General features: G+C 54.4%; 10 protein-coding genes. 6 read left to right on the top strand and 4 right to left on the bottom strand.

Annotated elements, in window-relative coordinates; genetic code table 11:
- The first annotated feature begins 89 nt into the window (after positions 1–89).
- From serB to EYY67_RS09535, 5 genes are all read left to right on the top strand, one after another.
- Positions 90–1,058, top strand: coding sequence for a phosphoserine phosphatase (gene serB / locus EYY67_RS09555; protein ID WP_119822492.1), 969 nt, complete (start codon positions 90–92; stop codon positions 1,056–1,058).
- Between the two features lie 29 nt (positions 1,059–1,087).
- Positions 1,088–2,470 carry a DNA repair protein RadA gene (gene radA, locus EYY67_RS09550; protein WP_112289023.1) on the top strand — a complete coding sequence of 461 codons (1,383 nt, stop codon included), beginning with the start codon at positions 1,088–1,090 and terminating at the stop codon, positions 2,468–2,470.
- A 72-nt stretch (positions 2,471–2,542) separates the two neighbouring features.
- Positions 2,543–3,802 carry a multifunctional transcriptional regulator/nicotinamide-nucleotide adenylyltransferase/ribosylnicotinamide kinase NadR gene (nadR, locus tag EYY67_RS09545; RefSeq protein WP_095924577.1) on the top strand — a complete coding sequence of 420 codons (1,260 nt, stop codon included), beginning with the start codon at positions 2,543–2,545 and terminating at the stop codon, positions 3,800–3,802.
- A gap of 351 nt (positions 3,803–4,153) precedes the next feature.
- Complete coding sequence (locus EYY67_RS09540) at positions 4,154–5,764, top strand: DUF3300 domain-containing protein (protein WP_131693387.1); 1,611 nt, start codon at positions 4,154–4,156, stop codon at positions 5,762–5,764.
- Positions 5,765–5,781: 17 nt separating this feature from the next.
- Positions 5,782–6,639, top strand: coding sequence for a DUF2950 domain-containing protein (locus EYY67_RS09535; protein ID WP_131693386.1), 858 nt, complete (start codon positions 5,782–5,784; stop codon positions 6,637–6,639).
- Positions 6,640–6,705: 66 nt separating this feature from the next.
- On the opposite strand, the gene EYY67_RS09530 is transcribed toward EYY67_RS09535, so the two are convergent.
- Positions 6,706–7,707, bottom strand: a complete 1,002-nt coding sequence (locus EYY67_RS09530; RefSeq protein ID WP_131693385.1) for a zinc-binding alcohol dehydrogenase family protein — start codon at positions 7,705–7,707, stop codon at positions 6,706–6,708.
- A gap of 100 nt (positions 7,708–7,807) precedes the next feature.
- Between EYY67_RS09530 and EYY67_RS09525 the strand changes: the two genes are divergently transcribed.
- Entirely contained in the window at positions 7,808–8,716 is a 909-nt protein-coding gene (locus tag EYY67_RS09525) for a LysR family transcriptional regulator (protein WP_119822496.1), read from the top strand.
- Positions 8,717–8,780: 64 nt separating this feature from the next.
- Here EYY67_RS09525 and ettA read toward each other — a convergent pair whose 3' ends face one another.
- The 3 genes from ettA to EYY67_RS09510 form a co-directional block, all read right to left on the bottom strand.
- Positions 8,781–10,448, bottom strand: coding sequence for an energy-dependent translational throttle protein EttA (gene ettA / locus EYY67_RS09520; protein WP_095925274.1), 1,668 nt, complete (start codon positions 10,446–10,448; stop codon positions 8,781–8,783).
- Between the two features lie 203 nt (positions 10,449–10,651).
- Positions 10,652–11,332, bottom strand: a complete 681-nt coding sequence (gene rcsA, locus EYY67_RS09515) for a transcriptional regulator RcsA (RefSeq protein WP_095924582.1) — start codon at positions 11,330–11,332, stop codon at positions 10,652–10,654.
- Positions 11,333–11,655: 323 nt separating this feature from the next.
- Positions 11,656–14,394, bottom strand: coding sequence for a cation-transporting P-type ATPase (locus EYY67_RS09510; RefSeq protein WP_131693384.1), 2,739 nt, complete (start codon positions 14,392–14,394; stop codon positions 11,656–11,658).
- Positions 14,395–14,857: the final 463 nt, after the last annotated feature.

The raw sequence follows: 14,857 nt of genomic DNA, 5'->3' as shown, positions 1-14,857 counted from the left end.
TTCAGTTGCCGCCTTGATGCAACTCGAATGATTTTGGGTAAATAGTGATATTTGTTTTTCTAATGCCATAACGCCCTACAGGAGCCATCATGCCAAACAGTCTGACCTATTGCGATCTTCCTGCGGAGATCCATCAATGGCCGGGACTTCCCCTTTCATTGAGCGGTGACGAAGTCATGCCGCTGGATTACCGGGCAGGACACACCGGCTGGCTCTTGTATGGCAGAAAACTTGATAAAACGCGCATTACGCTGTTCCAGCGCCGCTTAGGCCGCGCTCTGGTGATTGTCAGTGCCTGGGCCGTCGAAGGTTATCAGGTGGTGCGTCTGGCCGGTTCACTCACTGCTGACGCGCAGCTTCTCGCCGAATCCTTTGAATTTGATGTCGCTCAGCTGGGCAAAGTGCCGTATCTGCGCGCACCGGGTCTGCTGGTGATGGACATGGATTCTACCGCGATTGAGATTGAATGCATCGACGAAATTGCCAAACTGGCCGGCGTCGGTGAGCAGGTGGCGGAAGTCACGGAACGCGCCATGCGTGGTGAGCTGGATTTCTCCGCCAGCCTGCGTCAGCGCGTCGCCACCCTGAAAGACGCGGATGCCAGCATTCTGCAGCAGGTGCGTGAAACCCTGCCGCTGATGCCGGGGCTGACCGTGATGGTTCAGCGTTTGCAGGAAGCAGGCTGGCACGTGGCCATTGCGTCCGGCGGTTTCACCTATTACGCCGAATATTTGCGTGACCAGCTGAATCTGGTGGATGTGGCCGCGAACGAGCTGGAAATCCGTGACGGTAAACTGACCGGCCGGGTGATCGGGCCGATTGTGGATGCACAATATAAAGCTGATACCCTGCTGAAACTGGCGGAAAAACTGGGGATTTCCCACGAACAGACCGTGGCTATTGGCGATGGCGCCAATGACCTGAAAATGATGGCGGTGGCAGGCATGGGTATTGCTTATCACGCCAAGCCAAAAGTGTATGAGCAGGCTTCCATTTGTATCCGCCATGCTGATTTACTCGGCGTGCTGTGTATTCTCAGCGGTAGCCAGGCATTATAAATTTCTTCTGAATATCATCGAGGTAAGTTGTGGCAAAAGCAGCAAAACGTGCATTTGTGTGTAATGAATGTGGCGCAGATTATCCGCGCTGGCAAGGGCAGTGCAGTGCCTGTCAGGCCTGGAACAGCATTACTGAAATCCGTTTGGCCGCTTCGCCGACCGTGGCGCGTAACGAACGTCTGACCGGTTATGCCGGTGATGCGGGCGTCAGCCGTGTGCAGAAACTTTCTGACATCAGCCTCGATGAACTGCCGCGTTTCAGCACCGGTTTTAAAGAATTCGACCGCGTATTAGGCGGTGGCGTGGTGCCGGGCAGTGCGATCCTGATCGGCGGTAACCCCGGTGCGGGGAAAAGTACGTTGCTGCTGCAAATCCTGTGTCATCTCAGCGAGAACATGAAAACCCTGTACGTCACCGGTGAAGAATCACTGCAACAGGTGGCGATGCGCGCGCACCGCCTGGGGTTGCCGACGGCCAACATGAACATGCTGTCGGAAACCAGTATCGAACAGATTTGTGACATTGCCGATAAAGAACAGCCGAAGCTGATGGTGATCGACTCCATCCAGGTGATGCACATGGCGGATATCCAGTCGTCACCGGGTACGGTGGCACAGGTGCGTGAAACCGCGGCCTATCTTACCCGTTTCGCTAAAACGCGCGGCGTGGCAATTGTGATGGTAGGGCATGTGACCAAAGACGGTTCGCTGGCCGGTCCGAAAGTGCTTGAACACTGTATCGACTGCTCTGTGCTGCTCGACGGCGATGCGGACTCGCGTTTCCGCACACTGCGCAGCCATAAAAACCGTTTTGGTGCGGTGAATGAGCTGGGCGTATTTGCCATGACCGAGCAAGGGCTGCGCGAAGTCAGCAACCCGTCAGCGATTTTCCTCAGCCGTGGCGATGAAATTACCTCCGGCAGTTCGGTGATGGTGCTGTGGGAAGGGACGCGTCCGCTGCTGGTTGAGGTGCAGGCGCTGGTCGATCAGTCAATGATGGGCAATCCGCGTCGTGTGGCGGTGGGTCTTGAACAGAACCGTCTGGCGATCCTGCTGGCCGTATTGCACCGCCACGGGGGGCTGCAGATGGCCGATCAGGATGTGTTCGTCAACGTGGTGGGCGGCGTGAAGGTGACGGAAACCAGTGCCGATCTGGCGCTGCTGCTGTCGCTGGTATCGAGCCTGCGTGACCGTCCGCTGCCGCAGGATCTGGTGGTCTTCGGCGAGGTCGGGCTGGCCGGTGAAATCCGTCCGGTGCCGAGCGGACAGGAGCGTATTACCGAAGCCGCAAAACACGGCTTTAAACGCGCGATTGTGCCCCATGCTAACGTGCCGAAAAAAGTGCCCGCCGGTATGCAGGTGTTTGGCGTGAAAAAACTGGCCGATGCGCTGGCGATCCTCGACGATTTGTAACGGTTAACCGCTGTCGCTGCTCAGTGCCTTTGTGCTATTTTTTGTTTAGTACAGAAAACCTGAGGACAAGGCATGTCACAGTTCGACTATCTAAAAACCGCGATTAAACAACAGGGACGCACGCTGCAACAGGTGGCCGAAGCCAGCGGGATGACCAAGGGTTATCTCAGCCAGTTGTTGAATGCAAAGATAAAAAGCCCCAGCGCCCAAAAGCTGGAGGCGTTGCACCGCTTCCTTGATCTTGAGTTTCCCCGTCGCGAAAAGAATATCGGCGTGGTGTTCGGCAAGTTTTATCCGCTGCACACCGGCCATATTTATCTGATCCAGCGCGCCTGTAGCCAGGTGGATGAGCTGCATATCATCATGGGCTATGACGAGCCGCGCGACCGCGAGTTGTTTGAGAACAGCTCGATGTCCCAGCAGCCGACCGTCAGTGACCGTCTGCGCTGGTTATTACAAACCTTCAAATACCAGAAAAACATCCGCATTCATGCCTTTAACGAAGAAGGGATGGAGCCGTATCCGCACGGCTGGGATGTCTGGGGCCGTGGCATTAAAGAGTTCATGAGCCAGAAGGGCATCGAGCCGAATACCATTTATTCCAGCGAAGAGGCCGATGCGCCGCAGTACCGCGAACATCTCGGCATTGAAACGGTGCTGATCGACCCGAAACGGTCGTTCATGAATATCAGTGGCCGCCAGATCCGTCAGGATCCGTTCCGCTACTGGGATTACATTCCGACCGAGGTCAAACCGTTTTTCGTGCGTACCGTGGCGATTCTGGGCGGTGAGTCCAGTGGAAAATCCACGCTGGTCAATAAGTTAGCCAACATCTTCAACACCACCAGCGCCTGGGAGTATGGCCGCGATTATGTCTTCTCGCACCTTGGCGGTGACGAGATGGCGCTGCAATATTCCGACTACGATAAAATCGCGCTCGGTCAGGCGCAGTACATTGATTTTGCGGTGAAATATGCCAACAAAGTGGCGTTTATTGATACCGATTTTCTGACCACACAGGCCTTCTGTAAAAAGTATGAAGGGCGTGAGCATCCGTTTGTGCAGGCGCTGATGGATGAATACCGCTTCGATCTGGTGATCCTGCTGGAAAACAATACGCCGTGGGTTGCTGACGGCTTGCGCAGTCTGGGCAGTACCTCTGACCGGATGTCATTCCAGAATTTGCTTATCGGGATGCTGAAACAGAACAACGTGGAATATGTTCACGTGGAGTCATCGGATTACGATCAGCGTTTTCTGGAATGCGTGGAACTGGTACAAAACATGCTGGCGGCGGATACCAGCCGGCTGAATGGTCCGCCGGTGCGCTGATTAAAAAACCGCAATAATAAAAGCGTGTGTTCTGCGGAATACGCGCTTTTTTATTTTCATTCATATTATGAATACTTTATTTATCATTCATTTCTCATAATTATTAATAAATTCATCTGATTATCTTCCTCCGTGATTTTATTAATTCAGTTTGTAACGCTGTAAAATAAAATCCCCTTTTTATTCATGGGATTGGCATGAGTACCTTTTTTGAGAGATTTTATTGCGCATTTTATGTGTAAATCCCTGACGTGAAATAAAAATACAGTGGCGGCCGTTGAGTTTTATTTATCCGATTATACTCATTCAATATGCCTCGCATTCCGGCTGAGGCTTTCTAAGGTGATCCGAATGAATTTATCATTCAAGCCCTGGGGTATCGCAGTAGTGTGCGGCGTGGGGGCATTTGCTCTGGCCAGTGTCATGTTTATGCAAGGCTGGCTTCCGGTCAGCAGTCAGGCCGAAACCACGGCACAGACTGCGCCTGTGCCAGCTCCTGTTGCTGTTCCTCCCGCCGCGCCTGTCCCTGCTGCTGCGGTAACACCACCGGCGTTTACGCAGGCTCAGCTCGATCAGTGGGTCGCGCCTGTGGCGCTCTATCCTGACAGCCTGCTTTCACAAGTGCTGATGGCTTCCACTTACCCGATGAACGTCATTCAGGCGGTGCAATGGTCACGCGACCATCCGCAAAGTCAGGGTGATGCCGCCGTCACTCAGGTCGCAAATGAGCCATGGGATCCGAGCGTGAAATCTCTGGTGGCTTTCCCGCAATTGCTGGCGCTGATGGGCGAAGATCCGGCCTGGGTGCAGAATCTGGGTAACGCGTTTCTGGCGCAGCCGGACGATGTGATGAATACCGTGCAGAAATTCCGCCAGGTCGCGCAAAGCAGCGGGGCGCTGAAAAGCACGCCGCAGCAGACGGTCACTGTAAAACCGAAAGTGGCAGCGCAGGGCAGCTCAACCACCGTCGTGAAATCCGCACCCGCACAGCAAACCATCGTGATTGAATCTGCGGATCCGCAGGTGGTTTACGTGCCGAGCTACAACCCGAATGTGGTGTATGGCACATGGCCGACACCGGCCTATCCGCCGGTTTACCTGCCACCGCCTCCGGGGCAACAGTTCGTTAACGGCATGGCATCGGGTATCGGGTTTGGTGTCGGCGTGGCCGCCACCTACGCCATTTTTGGCGGTATCGACTGGGATGACGACGATCATCATCATGACGATTATGACCACCATGACGACGGGCATCACGGCGGTTCGCAGAACAATTACGTCAACGTTAACGTCAACAATTACAACCGTATCTCCGGCAACAATAATAATGGGATCAACCATCCGGGCAACGGAAATACGGCGGGCTGGCAGCACAATCCGGCCTTTAACGCCAGTTTGCCAAACCACAGCAATAACCTTAACGGCGCGACGCAAAACCAGGCACTGAGCAACGCGGCGCAGCGTAATAACTACCGGGGTTTTGACAGCAACACGGCGGGTTTAAGCCATAACGCGGTGGGACGCAATAATGGCGGTGTTCAGAATCAGAATCTGGATCAGCGCCGTCAGCAGGCGGCATCGGTGATGAATCATCATCAGAATATGCCGCAAAGCACCGGGCATTCGCAACAGCAAAATCTGGCGCGTTCAGCCTCCGCTGGCAGTGTGGGAAACCACAGCGGCACGCACAATGTCACCGGCCGCACGTTGCCGCAGCATCAGCAGGCGCAGTCTCCGCATAATGCGAACCGTCAGCCCGCTCAGCAGCTCAACCATAATCAGCAACATCAGCAGCGGCAGAATCTGAATGCATCCCGCAGCACGGCGTTCAGCGGGAATTCCAGCCGCGGGCCGTCGTGGCAACAGCAGCAATCCCGGGGCAACCGGAGCCGTGAGCATATGCAGAACGTTCAGCGGTCACGTCCTGCGAATGCAGAATCCGGCCATTTACACCGTCGCTAGACTGACGAGGAAAGGTAATGAAAAGATTGCGTGATTTTTTGATTTCTACCAGCCTGCTGCTTTTGCCTCTTACCGGCTTCGCGCAGCAGATGTTTACCAGCCCGGAGCTGGCCTCACAGGCACTGGTGAAAGCCATTCAGACGCACGATGATGCCTCGATGCAGCAGCTTCTGGGCGACGACTGGCGGGTTTATCTGCCGAAAAAGGATGTGGATCCCGACGAAGTGGCGCGTTTTCTGCGTGACTGGAATATCAGCCATACGATCGCCGAACACGGCGATACCGCCCACCTGAATGTCGGGCCGGAGAACTGGCAGTTGCCGATCCCGATGAAACACACGGCGCAGGGCTGGTCATTTGATATGGTCGCCGGTGCCGCTGAAATTGAAACCCGTACGATTGGACGCAATGAGCTTTCCGCCATTCAGGCGGTGTCTGCCTACGCCGATGCCCAGCACGAGTATCAGCAGATTACCGGGCAATATGCCCAGCGCTTTGTCAGCACTGAAGGACAACACGATGGCCTTTACTGGCCGGTGAAAGAGGGCGAAGCGCCAAGTCCGCTGGGGCCAGCCTTTGGTGATGCGAAGGCGGGGTCTGATTATCACGGCTATTACTATCGCATTCTGACGTCGCAGGGGGCGAATGCCAGCGGCGGTGCCTTGAGTTATATCGAAAATGGCAAGATGACCAAAGGTTTTGCGCTGATCGCCTGGCCGGCGGCGTACGGTCATACCGGTGTCACCAGTTTTATGATCAATCAGCAGGGCGAGGTGTATCAGCAGGATTTAGGCGAGAATACTGATGCCGCGGCAAAAGCGATCACGACATTTGACCCCGATGCCAAATGGCAGAAAGTGGACGACGGCGAATAGTGGAAATATGTGAATGAAAAAGCCCCGGCATGAAAGTGACGGGGCTTTTTTTAGGCGACAGCGTATTTAGAAAGCGACGACGACTTTGCCCTGCATATGGCCGTCGAGCACTTTGGCGTGGGCCGCTTCGATGCTTTCCACGGTCAGGCCGTGAAGGGTTTCGCTCAGTGTGGTTTGTACTTTACCTTCATCCACCAGCGCGGCGACTTGTTTGAGGATCTCGCCCTGTTCGGCAATATCCGGTGTGGTGAACATGCTGCGGGTATACATCAGTTCCCAGTGCAGTGCGGCGCTTTTCAGCTTCAGCTTGTTCATATCCAGCGGATGTTCGTTTTCAACGATGGTACAGATATGCCCCATCGGCGCGATCAGATCAGAAATGGCTTCCCAGTGACCGTCGGTGTCATTCAGGCACAGAATGAAATCCACCTGTTTGATGTCATGTTTCGCCAGTTCACCTTTCAGATCTTTGTAATTCACGGTCAGATCCGCACCGCGATCCAGACACCATTGCGCTGATTCCGGACGTGACGCGGTGGCAATCACTTTCACTTTGCTGCGCAATGCGGCGAACGGGATCGCCAGCGATCCCACGCCACCGGCACCGCCGATGATCAGCAAGGTTTTATCGGCAGACGCATCCTGAATTTTCAGATGTTCGAACAGGGCTTCCCAGGCGGTCAGCGTGGTCAGTGGCATGGCAGCGGCTTGTGCCCAGTCGAGGCTTTTCGGTTTAACTGACACAATGCGCGAGTCGATCAGTTGTTCGGTGGCGTTGCTGCCGGAACGGGTGATATCCCCGGCGTACCAGACTTCATCGCCCGCTTTGAAATTTTTCACCGCGCTGCCGACGGATTTCACGATGCCGCTGGCATCCCAGCCCAGCACTTTTGGCGCATCCAGACCGCTTTTCTGCACGCCTTTGTGCACCTTGGTATCGACCGGATTGACCGACACGGCTTTCACTTCCACCAGCAGATCGTAATCTTTCGCCACCGGTTGGGGTAATTCGACGGCGATGAAATGTGCCGGGTCTTTCGGGTTTACTGCGATTGCTTTAATGGTCATGTTTTCTGCCTCCGTTAGGTATCCAGACAGTGTAGTCCTCATCACGGAAGCTGATAAGATGGACAATAACTAACAAAGTGTTCGTCTGAGGTGAACAATCATGTTTAAGCAATTGCAGGATATGGCGCTGTTTGCGCTGGTGGCTGAATGCGGCAGTTTTACTCAGGCGGCCAGCCGCGCCGGTTTGCCGAAATCCAGTGTCAGCCAGCGTATCAGCCAGCTGGAAAAATCTGTCGGCCTGCGCTTACTTAACCGCACCACGCGGCAACTGAATCTGACGTTTGCCGGTGAACGCTATCTGATCCACTGTCAGGAGATGATGCAGGCCAGCGAACGGGCGGAACTGGCCATCCGCCGGTTGCGTGATAACCCGAGCGGGCGGTTGCGGATCACCAGCCCGGCGGGGTTGGGCGCGACCTTGCTGGCACGCATGAACGTCGAGTTTCAGAAGCGTTATCCCGATGTGTCGCTGGAAGTGTCCGTGTCCGATGCGCTGGTGGATCTGGTACAGGAAGGATTTGATATCGCGCTGCGTACCGGCAAACCGCAGGATTCCTCACTGATTGGCCGTGAACTGGGGCACAGCCCGCGCTATCTTCTGGCGTCACCGGACTATCTGGCGCAGCATCCGGCTCTTGAGTCGCCGCAGCAACTGGCGTCGCATCACTGTATTGCGCACCGCGCCTGGTCGGAATGGGTACTGCATCGCGGTGACACTTATCATCGCTGGCTGCTGCCTTCGGCGCATACCACCGACAATTTGCTGTATGCCCGCGAGTGTGCGCTGGCAGGCGCAGGCATCACGTTGTTACCGGCGTTTTTATGTCATGACGAGGTGGCGAAAGGCTCGCTGGTGCGCGTATTGCCGGAATGGGAAGCCGAGGGCAATGATCTGTATCTGGTCTATCCGGGGCGGAAACTGAATTCACCGGCGCTGGCCTGCTTTATTGAATTTATGCTGGAAGAGTACGGCTTTGCGAAGAGTTATAGTGAGGCGCTGGCAGGGTAAATTTCACTGGCGTGACGTCATAAAAAAGGCCCGTTTCCGGGCCTTATCTGTTTTCGTCAGACGATTACTTGATCATCTTTTTGTACTTGATGCGCTTCGGCTCTAACGCTTCGGCACCTAACGTACGTTTTTTGTATTCTTCGTATTCGGTGAAGTTACCTTCGAAGAATTCGACTTTACCTTCATCCTGATAATCGAGGATGTGAGTGGCGATACGGTCAAGGAACCAGCGGTCATGGGAAATGACCATCGCGCAGCCCGGGAATTCCAGTAAGGCGTTTTCCAGTGCGCGCAGGGTTTCGATGTCGAGGTCGTTGGTCGGTTCATCGAGCAGCAACATGTTACCGCCAACCTGCAGCAGTTTTGCCAGATGCAGACGACCACGTTCACCACCGGACAGCTCGCCCACGCGTTTGCCCTGATCAACACCTTTGAAGTTGAAGCGGCCGACATAAGCACGGCTTGGCATTTCGGTGGTGCCGATACGCATGATGTCCTGACCGCCGGACACTTCTTCCCACACGGTTTTGCTGTTATCCATGGAATCACGGAACTGATCCACAGACGCCAGTTTCACGGTATCGCCCAGCTCGATGGTGCCGCTGTTGGCTTCTTCCTGACCCGACATCATGCGGAACAGGGTCGATTTACCGGCACCGTTCGGGCCGATAATGCCGACGATCGCGCCTTTCGGCACGGAGAAGGACAGGTCGTCGATCAGAACGCGATCACCATAAGACTTGCTCAGGTTTTTCACTTCAACGACTTTATCGCCCAGGCGTGGACCCGGTGGAATGAACAGTTCGTTGGTTTCGTTACGTTTCTGGTATTCGGTGCTGTTCAGCTCTTCAAAGCGTGCCAGACGGGCTTTGCCTTTAGACTGACGGCCTTTCGCGCCCTGACGAACCCACTCCAGCTCTTTCTCAATAGACTTGCGGCGGGCCGCTTCGGAAGAGGCTTCCTGCGCCAGACGTTCGTCTTTCTGTTCCAGCCAGGTGGAATAGTTACCTTCCCACGGAATACCTTCACCACGGTCAAGCTCAAGGATCCAGCCGGCGACGTTATCGAGGAAGTAACGGTCATGGGTAATCGCCACTACGGTGCCTTCGAAGTCGTGCAGGAAGCGTTCCAGCCAGGCCACGGATTCTGCATCCAGGTGGTTGGTCGGTTCGTCGAGCAGCAGCATGTCAGGTTTTTCAAGCAGCAGGCGGCACAGTGCCACACGGCGGCGTTCACCCCCGGAGAGGGTCGCCACTTTTGCATCCCAGTCTGGCAGACGCAGCGCATCAGCGGCGCGTTCCAGCTGGCTGTTCAGGTTGTGGCCGTCGTGTGCCTGAATGATCTCTTCCAGTCTGCCCTGTTCAGCCGCCAGTTTATCGAAATCAGCTTCCGGCTCTGCGTACAGTGCATAGACTTCATCAAGGCGTTTTAAGGCACCAACGACTTCAGATACCGCTTCTTCCACGGAATCACGCACGGTGTGTTCCATGTTCAGCTGAGGTTCCTGAGGCAGGTAACCGATTTTCAGATCAGGCTGCGGACGTGCTTCACCTTCGATGTCGGTATCGATACCGGCCATGATGCGCAGCAGGGTGGATTTACCTGAACCGTTCAGACCCAGAACACCGATTTTGGCGCCAGGGAAGAAACTCAGGGAGATGTTCTTAAGAATATGACGCTTCGGCGGAACAACTTTGCCGAGGCGATGCATGGAATATACGTATTGAGCCACGTTGTTTTGAGCCTCTTTCTCTGCGGGCCGCGCGCTGTCTGCGAAGGGCAGGCGCTGCGGCAAATTAAAGCCAGCCCCGCCTGACTGCGGCATGACTGATAAGGGTTCCGACTGGGAAGTTTAGCGTGTTTCAGTCGGGTTCCCAACCATCAGGTTCACAGTAAGGCAAGAATGTGACCGGCCAGCCGCAGAAGGGAGAAAAATCAGCCGAAAGGAACCGTGAATTCATCCGGCTCGCTGGTGGGGCGCAGCGGCTGAATGCGGCCCACAAACATCCCTGAGGTCAGGATGTCCGTCAGCTTAACCACATGATAAATCGCCTGTTTGTTCTGGGTTTTTACCTTGCGCTTAATATTGCCTTTATGCGAGGCCACGGTTTTCTGTTTGATATTCAGGTGCTGGGAAATATTTTCCGTGTTCAGCCCTGACATCCACATTTTCAGAATGCTGGACTCGGTGCGGCTCAGGCTGACCGGGGTCAGATCCAGCGGCAGTCCGTTATCGCCCGAGCGTGACAGATGCAGATTGTGGGCGATCAGCTGATAAATGGTGGTCGTCCGGATGGATTTGGACAAAATAATGATGTTTTTGCGGATCGGCACATAGTTCTGATAATTCAGGTTTTCTTTGGAAATGAAAACAAAAAACAGTGTGCCGGGATGCGCGTCGATCACGGCACGCAGGGCGTGGCCGGATTGCGCATCCGACGTAAAACAATCTTCATTCACGAAGATGATTTCAGGCGTCAGGGAATTGCATGTCGCTTGCAGTTCATTGATGTCCTTAAGCGAAAGAATGTCTTTCGGGTGTTGTCCGTTTAATTGCAAAAGCGAATGCAATGCCAGCTGTGTGTAATAGCACTTATCTACAATGAGCGATGACATTGTTTTTTACCTATTTTTTGGCCTCTGTTTGACTGCAAAACAGCCAGAGAGCTCGTTTTTATAAAACTTACCGTGTCGCGATGGGGCACATTCCCGTAAAAGTTGCCGGTCATCGGCAAAACTAACATTGCTGTGAAAAGGGATAGCCCTGGAGAGAGTAATAAGGGGGTAAAGGATTGATGTAAATCAGCAGAACGGGCTTTGGGACGTTTTGTGAGATCTTTGAGACGAATTGAGTGCGGGAGAGGCTAAAGTTTCAGAATGATGATGTTTTTTATCGTAAAACGCCGGGTCACACAAGGTCACCCGGCGGCAGGAAAAGGTCAGACTTTCTTGCGAATGAAGCGGTTAACCAGCCACTTCTCGATTTCGACAATCACGAAGATCATCGCACCGACCACCAGCGTAATGCCCCAGAATTTCAGCGGCATCGGCACGGTGCCGAACAGCTGGTTCATCACCGGCAGGTAAATCAGCGCCAGTTGCAGGAGCAGCAGCACGCCGGAAACAATCCACAACCCTTTGTTAACGAACACTTCGCGGGTCAGCGGGAAGCGGTCCATCACGCGGCAGTTAAACATGTACACCCACTGCGCGGTAACCAGCGTCTGCAACAGCACGGTGCGGATCAAATCGCTGCTGTAGCCCCGTGGCTGCATCCAGGCTTCCAGCACGAAGGCGCTGCAGGCAATCAGGATACCGACAAACGCGATGCGCCAGACCGCATGCAGGTCGAGAACGTGCTGACCCGGCGCGCGCGGACGGCGACGCATCATGCCTTTTTCACCCGGCTCGAAGGCCAGACCGAAGGAGAGCGTGGTCGACGTCGCCATGTTCATCCATAAAATCTGAACCGGCGTCAGCGGAATGACCGCTCCGGCCAGAATTGCCAGGATAATCAGCAGCCCCTGCGCGAGGTTAGTCGGCAGAATAAACAGAATCGTTTTCTTCAGGTTGTCGTAAACGCGACGACCTTCCCTGACCGCGCTGGCGATGGTGGCAAAATTGTCATCGGTCAGCACCATGTCAGCGGCTTCTTTGGTGACTTCGGTGCCTTTGATCCCCATCGCGATACCGACGTCCGCCTGTTTCAGCGCAGGCGCATCGTTAACGCCGTCGCCGGTCATGCCGACCACTTCGCCGTTATCCTGCAAGGCTTTGACCAGACGCAATTTATGCTCAGGACTGGTACGGGCAAAGATGTCGTACTGGCTGGCCGCGACGGCCAGTTCGGCGTCGTCCATGTGCTCGAGCTGGTAACCGGTGATCGAGTCGCCGCTGTTGCCAATCCCTAACATTTTGCCGATGGCCATGGCGGTTTCCTGATGGTCACCGGTGATCATCTTCACGCGGATCCCGGCCTGCTGGCACTGCGCAATGGCATCGATAGCCTCAGGGCGCGGCGGATCCATCATGCCGGCGATACCCGCAAAAATCAGACCCTGTTGCAGATGGCGGTGATTCAGGTCGCCGTCGATCTCCGGCTCATCTTTCAGCGCCGCCGCCACCATGCGCAGACCCTGACGGGCGTAGCGCGCCATCTCTTCTTCCCAGTACTCACGGCGGAAAGGGCGCACGCCGTCTTCGGTCAGTTCAAATGCGGCCAGCGAGAACAGCACATCCGGCGCACCGGTCACGAACAGACGGGTTTTGCCGTTGATACGTTGCAGCGTGGACATGTATTTGTGCTTAGAATCGAACGGGATTTTATCCAGCGGTTCGACTTTGCCGATATTCAGGCTGGACTTGGCGGCCAGCACTTTCAGCGCGCCGGAAGTCGGCCCGCCGGTAATGCCCCAGTGGCCTTTGTCGTCCTGCATCAGCTGGCTGTCGTTGCACAAATCCACGGCGGTGATGAAGGTGTTGAGCACCGGCGTATTGATGACATCAATCTGTTTCCGGGTTTGCGCGTCAACAATCCGGCCTTTCGGCTGGTAGCTTTCACCTTCTACCTGATACGCGCGGTCGGCCAGAATGACGGCTTTCACGGTCATTTCGTTCATGGTCAGCGTGCCGGTTTTATCCGAGCAGATCACGGTCATGGAACCGAGGGTTTCCACCGTCGGCAGCTTACGGATAATGGCGTGATTGCGCGCCATCGACTGCACGCCCAGTGACAGGATAATCGAGATAATCGCCGGTAAGCCTTCAGGAACCGAGGCGACGGCCAGACTGATTAACGAGAGCAGCAGTTCGCCCAGCGGCATATCGCGCAGGATGAAAGCGAAGACAAACAGGAATGCCATCATCAGCAGAATCAGGGCGAAAATGCCTTTGCCCAGTTTGTCGATCTGCTGCAACAGCGGGGTGCGCTGTGGCGTAATCGACGACATCATCTGGTTGATATGACCCAGCTCGGTGTCTTTACCGGTGGCGTACACCACACCGGTTGCGGTGCCGCCACTGATCATGGTGCCGGAGAACAGCAGGTTGTGGCGGTCGCCGATCATGACTTCATCGTCAATGGTCTGGGCATTTTTGACCACCACGGTGGATTCACCGGTCAGGATCGCTTCTTCGACCTGCAGGTTATGCGCGCTGACAATGCGCAGGTCCGCCGGAATTTTGTCTCCCGGACGCAGTTGCACGATATCGCCGGGCACCAGCTGGTCGGCATTAATGGTCTGCACCTGCCCGTCACGCACCACCACGGCCTGACTGGAGAGCATATTCTGAATACTTTTCAGCGACTTCTCGGCGCTGTTTTCCTGCAGGAAACCAATCAGGGCATTGATGACGGCGACGCCCAGGATCACCAGCGTATCAACCCAGTGCCCCATGGCACCGGTCACCACCGCAGCCGCGAGCAGGATATAAATCAGGACGTCATTGAAGTGCGCCAGAAAACGCATCAGCGCGCTTTTGGCGGCTTTTTCCGGCAATGCGTTCGGGCCATATTCATTCAGACGCGCGCTGGCATCCTGCTGGCTCAGGCCATTTTCGCCGGTATCCAGACGTTGCATGGCATCACTACCACTGATCTGATACCAGGCTTTGTTTTCTGCCCTGACCGATGAGGAAGGGCTGGCATTCGTTTTTACAGATGAACGTGAATGAGTCATATACTTTTCCATAAGCGATGAACAAGTGCGCTATTAATATTTCAATCCGGACGGTGAAATAGCGAATATCAAATAAAACATGTTTTCAATAGACTCTGATAATAAAGACTTATCCGGTAATAAATTTGATCTGAGCCAATAAATACTTTGTTGCGTTAAGTTTAATAATAAATGTCTATTAAAATCATACTGATAACCGCATTAGGAATTTCGTTATTATTTACATATTATTTAACATTTGTTTAGAAAGTAAATATCAACGTAAAGAGACGTAAATAAAGCTGAGTTTTGTCAGTGTGGTTATTTTTACTGAAATAGTAAGGCTGCTAATTAACTGTCAAATAGCGGGAAATACCCGCTATTTAATTGCGGATATTCCGCACTGAAAATGATCTCCGCCGCGACGTTCTGTGACAGAAAATAGATCTGCCGCTGTCTGGTAACTGCCCGTCGCTTGCACCAC

The organism is Rahnella victoriana (genome assembly GCF_004330295.1).
Lineage (GTDB): Bacteria > Pseudomonadota > Gammaproteobacteria > Enterobacterales > Enterobacteriaceae > Rahnella > Rahnella victoriana.
The sequence above is the reverse complement of the archived record's forward strand: the minus strand, read 5'-3'. Positions and strand labels throughout refer to the sequence as shown.